Genomic DNA, 15,625 nt, shown 5'->3' on the forward strand with positions numbered 1-15,625 from the left:
TCGGCTAGCACTTCCCCTTACCGGGCGTGCAGGGGACTTTCACCCCCAAGTCATTCCAAGGCACCACCCTTGGAAACAGCGCCAGTCAGGCGCTGCGCGCCATGCCTGGCGCACATGCAACAAGGCCAGCCACCATGGCCGGCCTTGTCGTTGTGTTGCACTCAGGCGGAGTAATGTTTCACGTGGAACATCGCAAATCTAGATATCCAGATTAGCTACTAGCGCATAGCGTTCGATGAAATCGCGCCGGGGTTCGACCTCATCACCCATCAGCGTATTAAACATCATGTCGGCAGCAACCGCATCCTCGATGGAGACACGCAGCATGCGACGGGTCTCCGGGTCCATGGTTGTCTCCCAGAGCTGGTCGGGATTCATTTCCCCCAGCCCCTTGTAGCGCTGGATGGACAGACCACGCTGGGCCTCAGCCATCAACCACTCCAGGGCATCGTAAAAGTTCGCAACCGGTTTCTGTCGTTCACCGCGCGCTACGTAGCTGCCCTCCTCCAGCAAACCGTCCAGTGTTTCGCCAAGGCCTGCCATGGCGCGATAGTCGGCACTGGTGAAGAACTCGATGCCCCAGACATAGTCGGTAGTCACGCCATGGGCGGTCAGCGTCACCGCCGGCAGATAGACGCCGCGCTCGCCGTCCTCCTCGAGGCGGAAGGTATAACGTGGCCCGCCCTCATAGGAGACCAGCGCATCCATCTCGTCCTGCAGGTACTCGATCCAGTTCTGCATGGTGACCCGATCGCGCAGGCTCTGCTCGCCATCGAGATGCGCCGCATGGACGATCTTGCGTAGCACCACATCGGGATAGACACGCGACAGGCGGTCGATGCGCTTCATCACATCGCGATACTGGTTGACCAGGGCTTCCAGCTGGGCACCGCCGATGCCGGGGGCATCGGCATTGACATGCAATCGAGCCCCATCGAGTGCCGTCGTCGTCAGGTAGTCGATCATCGCCTGTTCATCCTTGAGATAGAGCTCCTGCTTGCCACGCTTGATCTTGTAGAGCGGCGGCTGGGCGATAAATACATGGCCACGCTCGATCAGCTGCGACATCTGGCGGAAGAAGAAGGTCAGCAACAGGGTACGGATATGCGACCCATCGACATCGGCATCGGTCATGATGATGATGGAGTGATAGCGCAGCTTGTCGGGATCGAACTCCTCGCGGCCGATACCACAGCCCAGGGCGGTGATCAGCGTGCCAACCTCGGCCGAGGAGAGCATCTTGTCGAAGCGTGCCTTCTCGACATTGAGGATCTTGCCCTTGAGTGGCAGGATCGCCTGCGTGCGTCGATCCCGTCCCTGCTTGGCACTGCCGCCGGCCGAATCACCCTCGACGAGGAAGAGCTCAGAGAGGCTGGGGTCCTTCTCCTGGCAGTCGGCTAGCTTGCCGGGCAGGCCGGCGATATCCAGAGCCCCCTTGCGGCGGGTCATGTCACGCGCCTTACGCGCCGCCTCGCGCGCCCGGGCCGCATCCAGCATCTTATTGACGATGGCCTTGGCTTCATTGGGCTTCTCGATCAGGTATTCCGAAAAGTGCTTCCCCATTTCCTGCTCCACCGCGGTCTTGACCTCCGAGGAGACCAGCTTGTCCTTCGTCTGAGCAGAGAACTTCGGGTCTGGCACCTTCACCGAGATGATCGCGGTCAGTCCCTCGCGGGCATCGTCACCGGCGGTATTGACCTTGGCCTTCTTGAGCAGCCCTTCAGCCTCGATATAGTGGTTCAGCGAGCGGGTCAGCGCTGCGCGAAAGCCGGCCAGGTGAGTGCCACCATCGCGCTGGGGGATATTGTTGGTATAACAGAAGATGTTTTCGGAGAAGGTGTCATTCCACTGCATGGCCACTTCTACCCCGACGCCATCCTCGCGTTCGGCATTGAAGTGAAATACCGGATTGAGCACCGTCTTGTTGGTGTTCAGGTAGTTGACGAAAGCCTTGAGGCCACCTTCGTAGTGGAACAGCTCTTCCTTCCCGCTGCGTTCGTCCATCAGTCGGATGGCCACACCGGAGTTGAGGAAGGAGAGCTCCCGGAGCCGCTTGGCCAGGATATCGTAGTGAAACTCTATGTTATGGAAGGTCTCGCTCGATGGTCTGAAATGCACACGAGTCCCGCTCTTGTCCGTCTGTCCCACCACCTTCAGTGGGGCATCGGGAACTCCATGGTGGTAAACCTGCTCATGCACCTGACCCGCTCGCCAGATGGTCAGCTTTAGCTCCTCGGACAGGGCGTTGACGACGGAGACCCCGACGCCATGAAGGCCACCGGACACCTTGTAGGAGTTGTCGTCGAACTTGCCCCCGGCATGCAATACCGTCATGATCACCTCGGCCGCGGACACACCCTCCCCCTCGTGGAGATCGGTGGGTACACCGCGACCGTTGTCGGTGACGGTCACCGACTCATCAGGGTGGATGATCACCCGGATCTCGCTGCAGTGTCCGGCCAACGCCTCATCGATGGAGTTGTCCACCAGCTCGAATACCATATGGTGCAGGCCCGTGCCGTCGTCGGTATCGCCGATATACATGCCCGGCCGCTTGCGTACGGCATCCAGCCCCTTGAGGACCTTGATGCTCGATGAGTCGTAAGCCTGTTCGCTCATTGACTACTCCATCATGACGTCTGTCTGTCTATTGGCAGCAACTTTCCCTGCCCCGTTTCGGAATGTTTCACGTGGAACATCGCTACCCGGGTGTCCGGCTGCCAAAGACCTGCTAGGGCATCGGGATCGACGCTGGTGATGAACACCTGGCAATGCATGCGCTCCAGCCAGGCGCAGAATACTTGGCGATGGGCAAGGTCCAGCTCGGCAGGCAGGTCGTCGATCAGGTAGATGCAGGTGCGGCCGGTGACCTGCTCGAGAAGGCGCCCCTGGGCCAGCTTCAGGGCACTCACCACCAGCTTCTGCTGCCCCCGCGAGAGCACTTCCACGGCCGGACGCTTGCCGAGTCGAATGCCCAACTCCGCCCGCTGAGGTCCCTGCTGGGTAAACCCCATCTGATGGTCGCTGACGCGCCCTTGACGCAGGATATCCTCCAACTCGCGTTTGCGATCCCAACCGCGCGCATAGCGCAGCGCCAACCCGGGCAAGGTGATCAGCTCAACCAGAGTGTCTTCGAACACCGGCATGAACATCTCGACCCATCGGCGACGCATGTCATCCAGTCGATTGCTCCAGTGCACCAGTTCCTGTTCCCAGGCATCCAGGGAAGCATCCGACATTCTACCATGCCTGAGTAGCGCATTCCGATGTTTCAACGCGCGTCGAAAACGCCGCCACACATCGAGAAAGTCGTGTTTCACGTGAAACACACCCCAGTCGAGAAACTCGCGCCGCCCCACCGGCGGCCCCTCCAGAAGGCGAAAGGCATCGGGGTTGATCAATTGCAGCGGCAGAGTCTCCACCAGACGCGAGACGCGCTCGAGACGCTCGCCGGCAAGGCGCATCTCGAGCTCTCCGCCCTCGCGATGCCGACGGATACCGATGGTCATCGGCGGATCACCGGCCAGGCGACCATGCAGCGTCACAGCGTCGGCATCGTGGCTGATGGCTTGACGCAGCTGCCGGGCGCGAAAGGAGCGCCCCATGCCGAGGATATGAATACCCTCCAGCAGGCTGGACTTGCCGCTACCGTTGGCGCCGGTAAAGAGGTTAATGTGGGGGCTGGGCATCAGGTCCACGGCCTGCAAGTTGCGCAGACCGTGGAAGACGAGACGTTCGAGAGGCATCAGCTACAATCGGCCGTGGTGACGATGGTACCTGCACGGGGCACCAGGAAAGGACGTCTCAGAGGCGCATCGGCATGACGACGTACATGGCGTCACCGCCGCCCGGCTCTTCCATCAATGCACTGCTGTTGGGATCAGCCAGGGTCATCTGCACCCGGTCCACCTCCAGCACGCTGAGCACGTCGACCAGATAACCGACATTGAAGCCGATCTCCATCGCCGGCCCGCTGTACTCGATTGCGACGTTCTCCTCGGCCTCTTCCTGTTCGGGATTGTTGGCCATCACCCGCAGATTGCCCTCCTCGAGATTGAGGCGCACGCCACGGTACTTCTCGTTGGAGAGGATCGCCGTGCGCGATAGCACCTGGCGCAGCTCGGCACGCTCGGCGATGAAGACCTTGTCGCCACCGCGCGGCACGACTCGTTCGTAGTCGGGAAACTTGCCGTCGACCAGCTTGGAGGTGAAGGTGAAGTCGCCGGTATGGGCCCGCATATGGCTGGCACCAAGGGTCAGGCTGACTAGCTCCTCACCGTCGTCGAGCAGGCGCACCAATTCCAGGATGCCCTTACGCGGCACGATCAGCTTCTGAGGCGGCTCCACCTGGATCTCGGCAGGACGCGAACAGACGGCCAGGCGATGGCCATCGGTGGCCACGGTGCGCACCAGGTTGTTGCCCAGCTCCAGCAACATGCCGTTGAGATAGTAGCGGACGTCCTGCTGTGCCATGGCGAAGGAGGTGGCATCGATCAAATGCTTCAAGGTGCCCCGCGGCAGATTGAGCTCAACCTTACCCGGGTCATCCTCGATGTTAGGAAACTCGGCCACCGGCAGGGTCGAGAGGGTGAAGCGAGAGCGACCGCTGCGCAGTACCGCTTTGCCCTCCTCGAGGGAGAGCTGTATATCGGCCTGATCCGGCAGGGACTTGCAGATATCCATGAGCTTGCGAGCCGGTACGGTAGCCGACCCGGGTTCATCTACCAGGCTGGCGGCGGTACGCCCAATCAGTTCGACCTCGAGATCGGTGCCGGTCAGCGAGACCTGATCCTGGTCGACCTGAATCAGCACGTTGGAGAGTACCGGCAGGGTCTGGCGTCGCTCCACCACGCCGGCAACCAGCGTCAGCGGGCGCAGCAGCGCTTCTCGGGAGATGGAAAATTTCATGTCGGCTCCACTACTTGTCCTGGAGGGATTGAGGCCGGCGACCCGACCGCTGGTGTTCCGTTCAGCTGGTCAACAGCCGTAGCAGATTCTTGTAGTCCTCGCGGATGTCCGCGCTCTCCTCTTGCAACGCTTTCACCTTGCGGCAAGCATGCAGCACCGTGGTGTGATCCCGACCACCGAAGGCATCGCCAATCTCGGGCAGGCTATGATTGGTCAGCTCCTTGGCAAGGGCCATGGCGACCTGCCGAGGTCGTGCCACCGAGCGCGAACGACGCTTGGAGAGCAGGTCGGCAAGCTTTATCTTATAATACTCGGCCACGGTGCGCTGAATGTTGTCCACGCCGACCTGCTTGTCCTGAAGCGCCAGCAGATCCTTGAGGGATTCACGGATGAAGTCCTGGGTGATTGTCTTCCCCATGAAGTGAGAGTCGGCGATCACCTTTTTCAGGGCACCCTCCAGCTCACGCACGTTGGAGCGAATCTTCTGAGCAATGAAGAAGGCGGCGTCGTGGGGCAGGTCGACCTTGGCCTGGTCGGCCTTCTTCATCAGGATTGCGACACGGGTCTCCAGTTCGGGCGGCTCGATGGCCACCGTCAGCCCCCACCCGAAACGCGACTTCAGGCGCTCCTCTACCCCACTGATTTCCTTGGGATAGCGATCAGATGTCAGGATCATCTGCTGACCACCCTCAAGCAACGCATTGAAGGTGTGGAAGAACTCTTCCTGGGAGCGCTCCTTGCCGGCAAAGAACTGGATATCATCGATCAGCAGGGCGTCGACACTACGATAAAAGCGCTTGAAATCGTTGATGGCGTTGAGCTGCAGCGCCTTGACCATGTCAGCCACGAAACGCTCGGAATGCAGATAGACCACCCGAGCATTCTCGCGTCGCGTTGCCAGGGCGTTACCCACGGCATGCATCAAGTGGGTCTTGCCGAGACCCACCCCGCCATAGAGAAACAGCGGGTTGTAGGCGCCGCCGGGATTCTCGGAGACCTGGCGGGAGGCCGCCCTGGCCAACTGGTTCGACTTGCCCTCGACGAAAGTATCGAAGGTGAAGTTGGGATTGAGGCCACTGCTGTGCTTGAGACTCCCCTCCACCTGCACCTGACGCTCGCCACCTCGCCGCTGAGCAACACCTTCCTCACGCAACTTGTCGATCTCACGCTCGTCTCCCCCATCATCAACACCCCGCGACGGGGCCTGAACCGACGGTGCGCTGGGTGAGCGTTGCGCTGAGACGGGATTGCCCAGCTCACGTGGTTGGGGATTGGGCGCCGCTTGGCGACTACCCACCGCCAAGACCACCTTCGGCGGCTTGGCCGGCGACAATTCCCTCATCAGTTCGCTGATTCGCTTGGCATACTTGTCGCTAACCCAGTCGCGCACAAAACGATTCGGCGCCAGCAGGCGCAACTGGTTGGCTTCCCCCTCCTCTGCCTGGAGCGGGCGGATCCAGGTATTGAACTGCTGGGAACTCAGTTCGTCCTGCAGGGTATCCAGACATTGTTGCCAGAGAGCCAGTGACACGCGACCTCACCATTGCATAGAAAACGACCAGCTATTGTAACGGTCAGGCGCCGAGTTATCCACATAGCGTCCGGCAGCACCGAGTTGTGGAAAACTTCTGGATAGCTCCCGATAGGCCCAGCCGCAACGCGGCCTCTATACGTCCGCTCAAACCGATCTCACAGCTCGTAACAGTCTCGCAATCCCCATCTTTTCCACAGCAAGACTGTCTCTGTAGATAACTGATAAATAAGCTATATAGTATCTTGTACACAAAATGTATCCCCCATACTGATCACAGGCTTAGAGGGCTGAGTCACCGCCAGGCACGGTCGGTGGCAGAAGGCCTGAGTGCCACAGTTTGAGGATCGCATCAGCAGACACGGAAGGAATTGCACTGCGCAGCTGAAATCACTACAATTTCGGGTCTTGAACCGAACACTCCTGGGGCCGAGAGCGGCATCCAGATATCACCGAATGATCGATTCATTCCAAAAACCATGTAGGAATAACGAGTTATGAAACGTACTTTTCAACCTAGCGCCCTCAAGCGCAAGCGCGTGCATGGCTTTCGTGCGCGCATGGCCACCAAGAATGGACGTGCTGTACTGGCCCGTCGCCGTGCCAAGGGCCGCAAGCGCCTGAGCGCTTGAGCGCGGTTCTCGCGTGTCCCATCAGGGCTATCCCCGGCAATTGCGACTGCTGACTGCCGGGGACTATCGACGCGTCTTCGAAACAGCTGCATTCAAGATCCACGGAAAGGGGCTGATGGCTCTCGCCTCCCCCAACGGTTGCGGGCATCCACGTCTCGGCTTGATCTTCAGCAAGAAGAACGTCCGCAATGCTGTGGACAGAAACCGCCTAAAGCGTATCGTGCGCGAATCCATCCGGCTTCAACAGCACCGGCTGCCCTCGGTGGATATCGTGGTGCTGGCAAGACGAGGAGTCCATGAACTGGACAACGCGACCGTGCATCGCCAGCTCCATGGCATGTGGCGTCGCCTCGCGCGAGAGGCAAACAGGCCCGCCCACGAGACGGACCTGCCAGTCGCAGAGAGCGGTGGCGTTGACCGCGCACAATGACCGGCACCCCAGCGTGAGGGTGCTTCATGGAGCCTGCATGCGTCTCACCACTGTTCTGCTCGCCGCGCCCCTCAACGCCGAAACCTCGAATTCGGCCAGCCTGCCGCCGGCAGGCTTTCGTGTATCTCGGGTGTGCGGCCTGCGTTGCGCCATCGGAAAGTTCACTACCCATCGGGCAGACCCCTCATGGACGTAAAACGACTTCTCCTCCTGATTCCCCTGGCGATCCTCGCCTACCTGCTGATTGTCCAATGGAATCAGGACTACGGACAGGTTTCCCCTGAGCCGCAAGCCCCCGCCGTCAACCGCACTGCCCTGCAAGAGGGGAACCCGCCATCCTCCGGCAGCAGCGAGGATCTTTCGGTTCCCACCACCGCGTCCTCGACTCAGGACATTGACGGGGGGATCCCCGGCGAGCCCAGCACGACCTCGGGCAGCCGGGAATTGGTTGCCGTGGTCACCGATGTGCTCGATGTGCGTATCGACCCTCAGGGCGGTGACATTGTCTACGCCGCCCTGCCCCAGCATCGCTTCAGTCTCGACTCCGAGCGACCCTATGTGCTGCTCTCCGACAGCGAGAATCGCAGCTATGTCGCACGTTCCGGCCTTCAGCTCGAAGGCCACGAGGGCCGTATCACCTTCACGCCCGAGACAACCGATTACCGGCTGGGCGAGAACGATGAACGTCTCGAGGTCGACCTGAGCGCCGAGGTGAACGGCGTAGACGTGATCAAGCGCTTCGTCTTCGAACGTGACAGCTATGCCGTCGACGTAAAATACTTCCTGGCCAATGATACCGATAACCCCGTCACGGCGCGCTTCATCGGCCAGTTGGCTCGCGACAACAGCAGCGACCCCTCCAGTGGCCCCAAGATGGGCATGCGTTCCTATCTCGGCGCCGCCTATTCCACGCCGGAGGATCGCTACCTCAAAGTCAGCTTCGAGGAGATTCAGAACGGCGAATTCAACAATCGCGACGTCGAAGGTGGCTGGGTCGCCATCATTCAACACTACTTTACCTCGGCCTGGGTTCCCCCCCAGAACCAGCAGAACCTCTACTACGCCACCACCGACTCCCGAGGCCGTAACGTGGCTGCCTTTGCCGGGCCGACCACCAAGGTAGCCGCCAACAGCGAGGCGACGCTGGGAGCGACCCTCTACATGGGACCCAAGGTCCAGGATCGACTCGAGGCCGTGGCGCCCAACCTGGAACTGACGGTGGACTTCGGCTGGCTGTGGTTCATCGCCAACCCGCTGTTCTGGCTGCTCGATCACATCCATGACCTGATCGGTAACTGGGGCTGGTCCATCGTCCTGCTGACCCTGCTGGTGAAGACGGCCTTGTGGCCACTCTCCGCTAAGGCCTACAAGTCGATGGCGCGCATGCGCAAGCTGGGCCCGGAGATGCAGCGCCTCAAGGAGCAGTTCGGCGACGATCGCCAGAAGATGTCCCAGGAGATGATGAAGTTCTACCAGAAGGAGAAGATCAATCCGCTGGGCGGCTGCCTGCCGATCCTGGTACAGATGCCGGTGTTCATCGCCCTCTACTGGATGCTGCTGGAATCCGTGGAGCTGCGTCACGCGCCCTTCATATTCTGGATCAACGACCTGTCGGTGAAGGATCCGTACTTCATCCTGCCGATCCTGATGGGCGCCTCGATGTTCGTTCAGCAGATGCTCAACCCAACGCCGCCGGACCCCATGCAGGCCAAGATCATGAAGATGCTGCCGATCGTCTTCACCTTCTTCTTCCTGTGGTTCCCAGCCGGCCTGGTCATCTACTGGGTAGTCAACAACTGCACCTCGATCGTTCAGCAGTACATGATCACCCGCAAGATCGAGGCTGATCCCAGTGTCGGAAAGGGCATGAAGACCAAGTAGCAATGTGCGTCGCTGCCTTTTCCCTGACCCCCGCCACAGCGGGGGTCAGGCGTTTACGAAGCGCACCCGGACAATCTCTTCCCTTGCCAGCGAGGAATCGCCAATGAGTGTCAGCCTCCACGATCAGGACACCATCACCGCCCTGGCCACGCCGCCGGGACGTGGCGGCGTGGGGATCGTCCGGGTCTCGGGGCCAGCCTGCACGGCGATCGTCGAGGCCATGATCGGCCAGCGTCTGGCCCCACGATACGCTCACTACGGCCCCTTCCGCGGTGAATCCACGGTGATTGATGAGGGCATTGCGCTGTTCTTCCCCGGGCCGCATTCCTTCACCGGCGAGGATGTCCTCGAACTGCAGGGGCACGGCGGACCGGTGATCATGGACCTGCTGCTCGAGCGCTGCGTGCAACTGGGGGCCAGGCTCGCCCGCCCAGGGGAGTTCTCGGAGCGGGCCTTCCTCAATGACAAGCTGGACCTGGCCCAGGCAGAGGCTATCGCCGACCTAATCGAGGCCAGTTCCCGGGGGGCCGCCGAGAATGCCCTGCGCTCCTTGCAGGGCGAATTCTCGCGCCGCGTGGAAGCACTGGTCCAGCGGCTAATCGAGCTACGCATGTACGTCGAGGCCGCCATCGACTTCCCCGAAGAGGAGATCGACTTCCTGGCTGACGGGCATGTCGCCGAGAGACTTGCCGCCGTCCAGTCGGAGCTGGACGAGGTGCGGGCCGCGGCCGGCCAGGGGGCCCTGATGCGGGAAGGCATGAGCGTGGTGATCGCCGGGCGCCCCAATGCCGGCAAGTCGAGCCTGCTCAATGCCCTGACCGAGCAGGATACCGCCATCGTCACCGACATCGAGGGCACCACCCGCGATGTGCTGCGTGAACACATCCACCTGGATGGCATGCCGCTGCATGTCATTGATACAGCGGGCCTGCGCGATACCCCGGATGCCGTGGAGAAGATCGGGGTAGCCCGCGCCTGGCAAGAGATAGAGACAGCCGACCGCGTGCTGCTGCTGGTGGATGCCGCCACCACCGATGCCGTCGATCCGATGACCATCTGGCCCGAATTCGTCGCCCGCCTTCACGATTCCTCGCGGCTGACACTGGTGCGCAACAAGATCGACACCAGCCACGAATCGCCGGGCATCGATGAGGGTGCCGCCACACCCGTGGTGCGTCTCTCGGCTAAAAGCGGTGCCGGGATGGATCACCTCAAGGAGCATCTTAAGGCGGTGATGGGCTATGCCGTCACCAGCGAAGGACGCTTTTCGGCCCGACGCCGGCACCTCGAGGCGCTAGACCACGCCAAGCAGGCCCTTGCCGGCGGCGAGGCGCAGCTCGCCGGCGACGGGGCCGGTGAGCTGCTTGCCGAGGACCTGCGCGACGCTCAGCACGCCCTGGGCGAGATCACCGGGGAGTTCAGCGCCGATGACCTGCTCGGCGAGATCTTCGGCAGCTTCTGCATCGGGAAGTGAAAAGGACTACTCCCCTGCCCACCAGTCGCCACGATGCTGGCAACTCGTGCCCAGCAGCGGCACGACCCGCTGCATGGCCGCCTCCAGCCGTGTCTCCATCCCCCAGGGCGGATTGATCACCAGCATACCGCTGCCTAACATGCCGCGCTCGCCCTCCCGGGGCTCGCGCAACCTCAATTCACTGCGCCATATCTTGCGCAATCCGCCTTCACGCAGGCCTTCCAGCAGTTCATGGTGGCGGCCGGTCGGCAGCAAGGGATACCACACCAGCAGCACGGCATGGCGCGCCTTGTGCATGGCCTTCCGCACCACCTCAACCACCTCGCCATATTCCGTCTTGCGCTCATAGCTGGGATCGATCAACACACATAGTCGCGGAGTGGCCACTGGCAGACACCTCACCAGTCCTCGCAGGCCGTCGCCATGAATGCGCTGCACATTATCGGGTAGCGGCTGACGGGCCAGATGACCATGCTCGCCGGGGTGCAGTTCAAAGAGCGTCAGGTGATCCTGCTCGCGCAGCCGATCCGACAGCCACCAGGGTGAACCGGGATAGTGGTCCAGCCTGCCGTCCCGCGCCTGGACCCGCGCGACAGCGGCGAGCCAGTTGCCGAGTAGCGGGTCGTCACCCAGACGGGTTCTCGCCTGCCACAGCCGGCCAATGCCGTCGCGGTACTCGCCGAGCCTCGCGGTCTCTTCGGCCGCCAACGGATAGAGGCCGCGACCCGCATGGGTATCGATATACGTAATGGATGTTTTCTTACGTAATAAATGATCAATAACGGAAAAGAGTGTCAGATGCTTGTGAACGTCGGCGAAATTGCCGGCATGATAGGCATGCTGGTAGGAGAGCATGGAAAAGTTCCGTGAATCGGCAAGACGACAAGGCCCGCCACTGCAGCGCAGTGGCGGGCCTTGTACGGCGTGAGAGGTCGGGTTACGGCTGCTGGAAACGCGACTCAATGGGCGACAGGGTGATCTCCACCCGACGGTTCTGGGCCCGGCCCTGCTCGGTGTCGTTGCTGGCTACGGGCTGACTCTCGCCGTAGCCCTGCATGTTCAAGCGGTTGCGTGAAACACCGGCCTGGGCGAGATAGTTGCCCACTGCATCGGCACGACGCTCGGAGAGACGCTGATTGTAGCCGGCGTCACCAGTGCTATCGGTATGGCCGGCGATATTGACCCGGGTGTCGGGATACTGCTGCAGGACCGAGGCCACGTCGTTGAGAGCATTGCGCGCATTGGCGGTCAGCTCGCTGGAGTCGAAGCCGAAGGTCACCTCACTGGGCATGTTGAGCACGATGTCGTCACCACGGCGATCCACGCCTATCCCGGTGCCCTGCGTGCTTTGCCGCAACTGCTGCTCCTGACGATCCATGTAGGCGCCGATACCTCCGCCGGCGGCGGCCCCCACGGCGGCGCCGATCAGGGCGCGATCGCGACGACTGGTGCTGCCGTCACCACTGAGGGCGCCCGCCGCGGCGCCGACGACAGCGCCGATGGCCGCTCCGGTGCCAGTCTGGCTACGCTGGGTCTGCCCGCTGTAGGGGTCGGTGGTAGTGCAGCCTACCAGCAGCGCGGCGGCGGCCAGCGGGGCGATCAATCGAATGGATCTGTGCATGGCGTCCTCGTCTCCTTGGGTAAATCAGTAGCATCCTTCACTGGCTCATTCATCATCGATCAGGGCCAGCAACTCGTTCAAGAATAGTAGACCTTGGGGTGATGCCCTAAGCCGTTCGGCATCTTCCACAAGAAGTCCTTTTTTGCGCGCTGCACCCAACCGTGACCGCAACGCCTGCCAGCCGCGGCCGGTATGGGCCTGCCATGTCGAGAGAGCTACGCCATCGACCAGCCGCAGGGCATTCATGGCGAATTCCAGCGGCAGCTCTTGCGCCTCGATAGCCTGCCGACCCGCCACGAAGCCCCGTGGGTCATTGACCCGACGCAGGTAGGCCTCCGGCAGGCGCGACTTCCAGCGGCGTTCGATCTCAAGGCCATCGCTTCCCGGCATACTGAGCTTGCCGTGGGCACCGGCACCGATCCCCAGATAGTCACCGAAGCGCCAGTAGTTGAGGTTGTGCCGCGAGCCCCGACCGGGGCGGGCATAGGCAGAGATCTCGTAGCGTACAAGGCCGGCGGCCTGCAGGCGCTCGTGACCCCGGTCCTGGATGTCCCAGAGCGCCTCCTCTTCCGGCAAGCGGGGCGGGCGGGAATGAAACTCGGTATTGGGCTCCACGGTCAGCTGGTACCAGGAGAGATGCGTCGGGGAGAGGGAAAGGGCCTGGTCGAGATCGGCCAAGGCCAGCGCTGGTGTCTGTTCGGGCAAGCCATGCATCAGGTCGAGATTGAGGTTATCGAAACCCGCCTGGCGCGCCTGCTCGACGGCTACCACGGCATCATCGCCATCGTGGATCCGTCCCAATGCCGCCAGCTGAGCGTTCTGGAAGCTCTGTACGCCAAGCGACAGACGGTTGATTCCCGCGGCCCGATAGCCGGCAAAACGCCCCCGTTCAAGGGTGCCGGGATTGGCCTCCAGGGTGATCTCGATGTCGGCGGCCAACGCAAGTCGGCTCGCCACTGCCTGCAGCAGCTGCTCGTAGAAGCCGGCCGACATCAGGCTCGGCGTACCGCCGCCGATGAAGATACTCACCAGTTCGCGCCCCGCGGCCAGCGGAAGATCGGCCTCGAGGTCGGCGATCAGCGCCGCCAGGTATGCCGTCTCGGGCAGTTCTGCGCCCCGTCCGACCCCATGAGAATTGAAGTCACAGTAAGGGCATTTGCGCACGCACCAGGGCACATGGACATAGAGCGACAGCGGAGGCAGGCCGGAGATGGCCAGGGAAGGCGCACTCATGGCCGGTCTCGTCCGGCGCCCATCGCCGCCACCAGCGCCTGCAGGGCCCGTCCCCGATGGCTCAGGCGATTCTTCTGCTCGGCACTGAGTTCGGCGGCACTCGCCTGCTGATCGGGAAGCCAGAACAGCGGATCATAGCCAAAGCCCCCCTCGCCGCGCGGTGCAGATAGAATCTCACCTTCCCATCTGCGCTGAACAATCAGCGGGACGGGATCCTCGGCATGGCGCAGCAGCACCAGCACGCACCAGTAGCGCGCCAGGCGCTGCCCCTCCGGCACCTCGGCAAGGGAGGCCAGCAACCGGGCATTGTTGCGGGCATCGCTCTTCGGCTCGCCCGCGAAGCGCGCGGAATAGATACCCGGCGCCCCGTTCAGCGCATCGACCTCCAGGCCGGAATCATCGGCCAGCGCCGGCAGCCCGCTAAGACGACTGGACTGGCGGGCCTTGAGCAGGGCATTCTCGACGAAGGTCAGGCCGGTCTCCTCGACGTCGGTCACGCCGAAGTCGGCCTGGGGGCATACCTCGAAGCCCAGTGGGGCGAGCAGCGAGTGGAACTCGCGCAGCTTGCCGAGATTGCCACTGGCGAGAACCAGCTTGGTAGAAATAGACATCCTATGCCTCTTGCGAAGGAAAGCGCTGGCAGGCTCTTTATCCCAGCATTACATGTTCCTGGATAAGCGCACCCAGTGTCTCGGCGGCATTAGCTGAGGTGGTATCGAGATGCACCAGATGCAGACGCTCTTCATCGGCGAATGGCTCGAAGCGTTGCTGTTGCTTGACAAGAACTTCCAAACTCACCGCTACGTTGCCTCCCTGCCGACGGGCAAGCTTTTCGATGCGCTGACGCAGGATGGAGTCATCAGCCTCGAAGCTGACCAGCAAACAAGGCAAGCCGCGGGCCTCAGCCTGCTGCCGCAGAAGATCACGCTGGCGACGGGTCAAGCAGGTAGCATCCACGCAAGCGGTGATACCCGCATCGAGCAGATGGCCAGCACAGATCGCCAAGCGCCGATACGTCGCTGTGGTGGCGGACTCACCGAAGATGTCCCCCCTCGCCGCATCTCCCGCGCCCGGGGGATGCAGTGAGGCATCGTCGGCCTGAACAAGGCGCTTCCGCTCGGCCTGGGAGCTAACGCGAATCGCTCCCAGGCCCGTGACCAATCCGCGAGTAAAGCGACTCTTGCCACTTCCCGCGACTCCCACGGCAATGATCAAGGGCGGAAAGCGAAACTCGGCGATGCGTTCGGCCAGGGCCAGGTGGCGGCGGCATTCCGCCATGCTCTCGGCCAGCAGGGCGGGATGCTCAGGATCATCACCCGCGGCGGGACGGCGAAGCAGCGCCCGTCGTGCCGCCGTCACGGCATGCAAGGTGCCATACAACGACAACAGTCGAGCCAGTTCGTAGTCGCCAGAATGGCGCAGGTAGCGATCCAGGGCCAAGCGTGTCAGATCAGGCGCTTCGCGGCCCTCAAGGCCAACCAGCAGGGACGCGATGTCGCTGGCGGGATCATCGGCAAGCCTTGCGCCGTGTACCTCGAGATCGCGACCGATGGCATTCGCCAGCACGGGTCGGCCAGCGTGGTACAGCCGGGAATTGGGATGACGTAGCGCCCAACTCGGCACATGGCGAGCGGCGCGCGACTCAAGAAGCGGGGCAAGGCGTTCAAGGTCTTGCTCGAAACAGCAGCCGAGATGAGTAAGCCTTTCACGCTCTTCGTCATCGAGCAGGGCCTCTCGGATCGTGGCAAGTTCAGACTGCATGGCCGAGACAAGCTGCTTGCAGACGCAATGGGCATCGGTCTCCTGGGAGGCGGCCCCACGATGATAGGCCACCAAGGCATCAATCAGTGCGTTCAGTTCCAGGTTCTCACCGCCGGTAGCCGTGTCGATATCTTGGATGAGGCCCATGGCGATC

13 protein-coding genes are annotated in these 15,625 nt (G+C 62.0%); 4 read left to right on the forward strand and 9 right to left on the reverse strand.

Going from position 1 to position 15,625, the window contains the following annotated elements; all coding sequences use genetic code 11:
- Positions 1–198 precede the first annotated feature (198 nt).
- From gyrB to dnaA, 4 genes are all read right to left on the reverse strand, one after another.
- Positions 199–2,619, reverse strand: coding sequence for a DNA topoisomerase (ATP-hydrolyzing) subunit B (gyrB, locus tag DFO68_RS10470; RefSeq protein WP_133483612.1), 2,421 nt, complete (start codon positions 2,617–2,619; stop codon positions 199–201).
- Between the two features lie 11 nt (positions 2,620–2,630).
- Positions 2,631–3,746, reverse strand: coding sequence for a DNA replication/repair protein RecF (recF, locus tag DFO68_RS10475; protein WP_133483613.1), 1,116 nt, complete (start codon positions 3,744–3,746; stop codon positions 2,631–2,633).
- A 58-nt stretch (positions 3,747–3,804) separates the two neighbouring features.
- Entirely contained in the window at positions 3,805–4,908 is a 1,104-nt protein-coding gene (gene dnaN, locus DFO68_RS10480) for a DNA polymerase III subunit beta (protein ID WP_133483614.1), read from the reverse strand.
- A gap of 61 nt (positions 4,909–4,969) precedes the next feature.
- Positions 4,970–6,439: a chromosomal replication initiator protein DnaA gene (dnaA, locus tag DFO68_RS10485; protein ID WP_133483615.1), complete on the reverse strand. Its 1,470-nt coding sequence runs from the start codon at positions 6,437–6,439 to the stop codon at positions 4,970–4,972.
- A 497-nt stretch (positions 6,440–6,936) separates the two neighbouring features.
- On the opposite strand from dnaA, the gene rpmH reads away from it, so the two are divergent.
- The 4 genes from rpmH (at position 6,937) to mnmE (ending at position 10,856) form a co-directional block, all read left to right on the forward strand.
- The gene (gene rpmH, locus DFO68_RS10490) at positions 6,937–7,071 is read left to right on the forward strand and encodes a 50S ribosomal protein L34 (RefSeq protein WP_133483616.1); all 135 of its coding nucleotides are present in this window, start codon (positions 6,937–6,939) and stop codon (positions 7,069–7,071) included.
- A 13-nt stretch (positions 7,072–7,084) separates the two neighbouring features.
- The gene (rnpA, locus tag DFO68_RS10495) at positions 7,085–7,501 is read left to right on the forward strand and encodes a ribonuclease P protein component (protein WP_133483617.1); all 417 of its coding nucleotides are present in this window, start codon (positions 7,085–7,087) and stop codon (positions 7,499–7,501) included.
- 186 nt (positions 7,502–7,687) lie between these two features.
- Positions 7,688–9,382 (forward strand): membrane protein insertase YidC, encoded by a 1,695-nt coding sequence (yidC, locus tag DFO68_RS10500; RefSeq protein WP_133483618.1) that lies wholly within the window; start codon positions 7,688–7,690, stop codon positions 9,380–9,382.
- Positions 9,383–9,485: 103 nt separating this feature from the next.
- Entirely contained in the window at positions 9,486–10,856 is a 1,371-nt protein-coding gene (gene mnmE, locus DFO68_RS10505; protein WP_133483619.1) for a tRNA uridine-5-carboxymethylaminomethyl(34) synthesis GTPase MnmE, read from the forward strand.
- A 6-nt stretch (positions 10,857–10,862) separates the two neighbouring features.
- Here the strand turns inward: mnmE and DFO68_RS10510 are convergent, their stop codons facing one another.
- From DFO68_RS10510 to DFO68_RS10530, 5 genes are all read right to left on the reverse strand, one after another.
- Positions 10,863–11,711, reverse strand: a complete 849-nt coding sequence (locus DFO68_RS10510) for a 23S rRNA (adenine(2030)-N(6))-methyltransferase RlmJ (RefSeq protein ID WP_133483620.1) — start codon at positions 11,709–11,711, stop codon at positions 10,863–10,865.
- Positions 11,712–11,793: 82 nt separating this feature from the next.
- On the reverse strand, positions 11,794–12,477 hold the full coding sequence (locus DFO68_RS10515) for an OmpA family protein (RefSeq protein WP_133483621.1): 684 nt from the start codon (positions 12,475–12,477) through the stop codon (positions 11,794–11,796).
- A 45-nt stretch (positions 12,478–12,522) separates the two neighbouring features.
- Positions 12,523–13,710, reverse strand: coding sequence for a radical SAM family heme chaperone HemW (gene hemW / locus DFO68_RS10520; RefSeq protein ID WP_133483622.1), 1,188 nt, complete (start codon positions 13,708–13,710; stop codon positions 12,523–12,525).
- A complete protein-coding gene (gene rdgB / locus DFO68_RS10525) occupies positions 13,707–14,321 on the reverse strand; it encodes an RdgB/HAM1 family non-canonical purine NTP pyrophosphatase (protein WP_133483623.1) in 615 nt (204 codons plus the stop codon). Before rdgB ends, hemW begins: the two co-directional genes overlap by 4 nt.
- 37 nt (positions 14,322–14,358) lie before the next feature.
- The gene (locus tag DFO68_RS10530; RefSeq protein ID WP_133483624.1) at positions 14,359–15,618 is read right to left on the reverse strand and encodes an AAA family ATPase; all 1,260 of its coding nucleotides are present in this window, start codon (positions 15,616–15,618) and stop codon (positions 14,359–14,361) included.
- Positions 15,619–15,625: the final 7 nt, after the last annotated feature.

This window comes from Halomonas ventosae (assembly GCF_004361885.1).
Classification (GTDB): Bacteria; Pseudomonadota; Gammaproteobacteria; order Pseudomonadales; family Halomonadaceae; genus Halomonas; species Halomonas ventosae_C.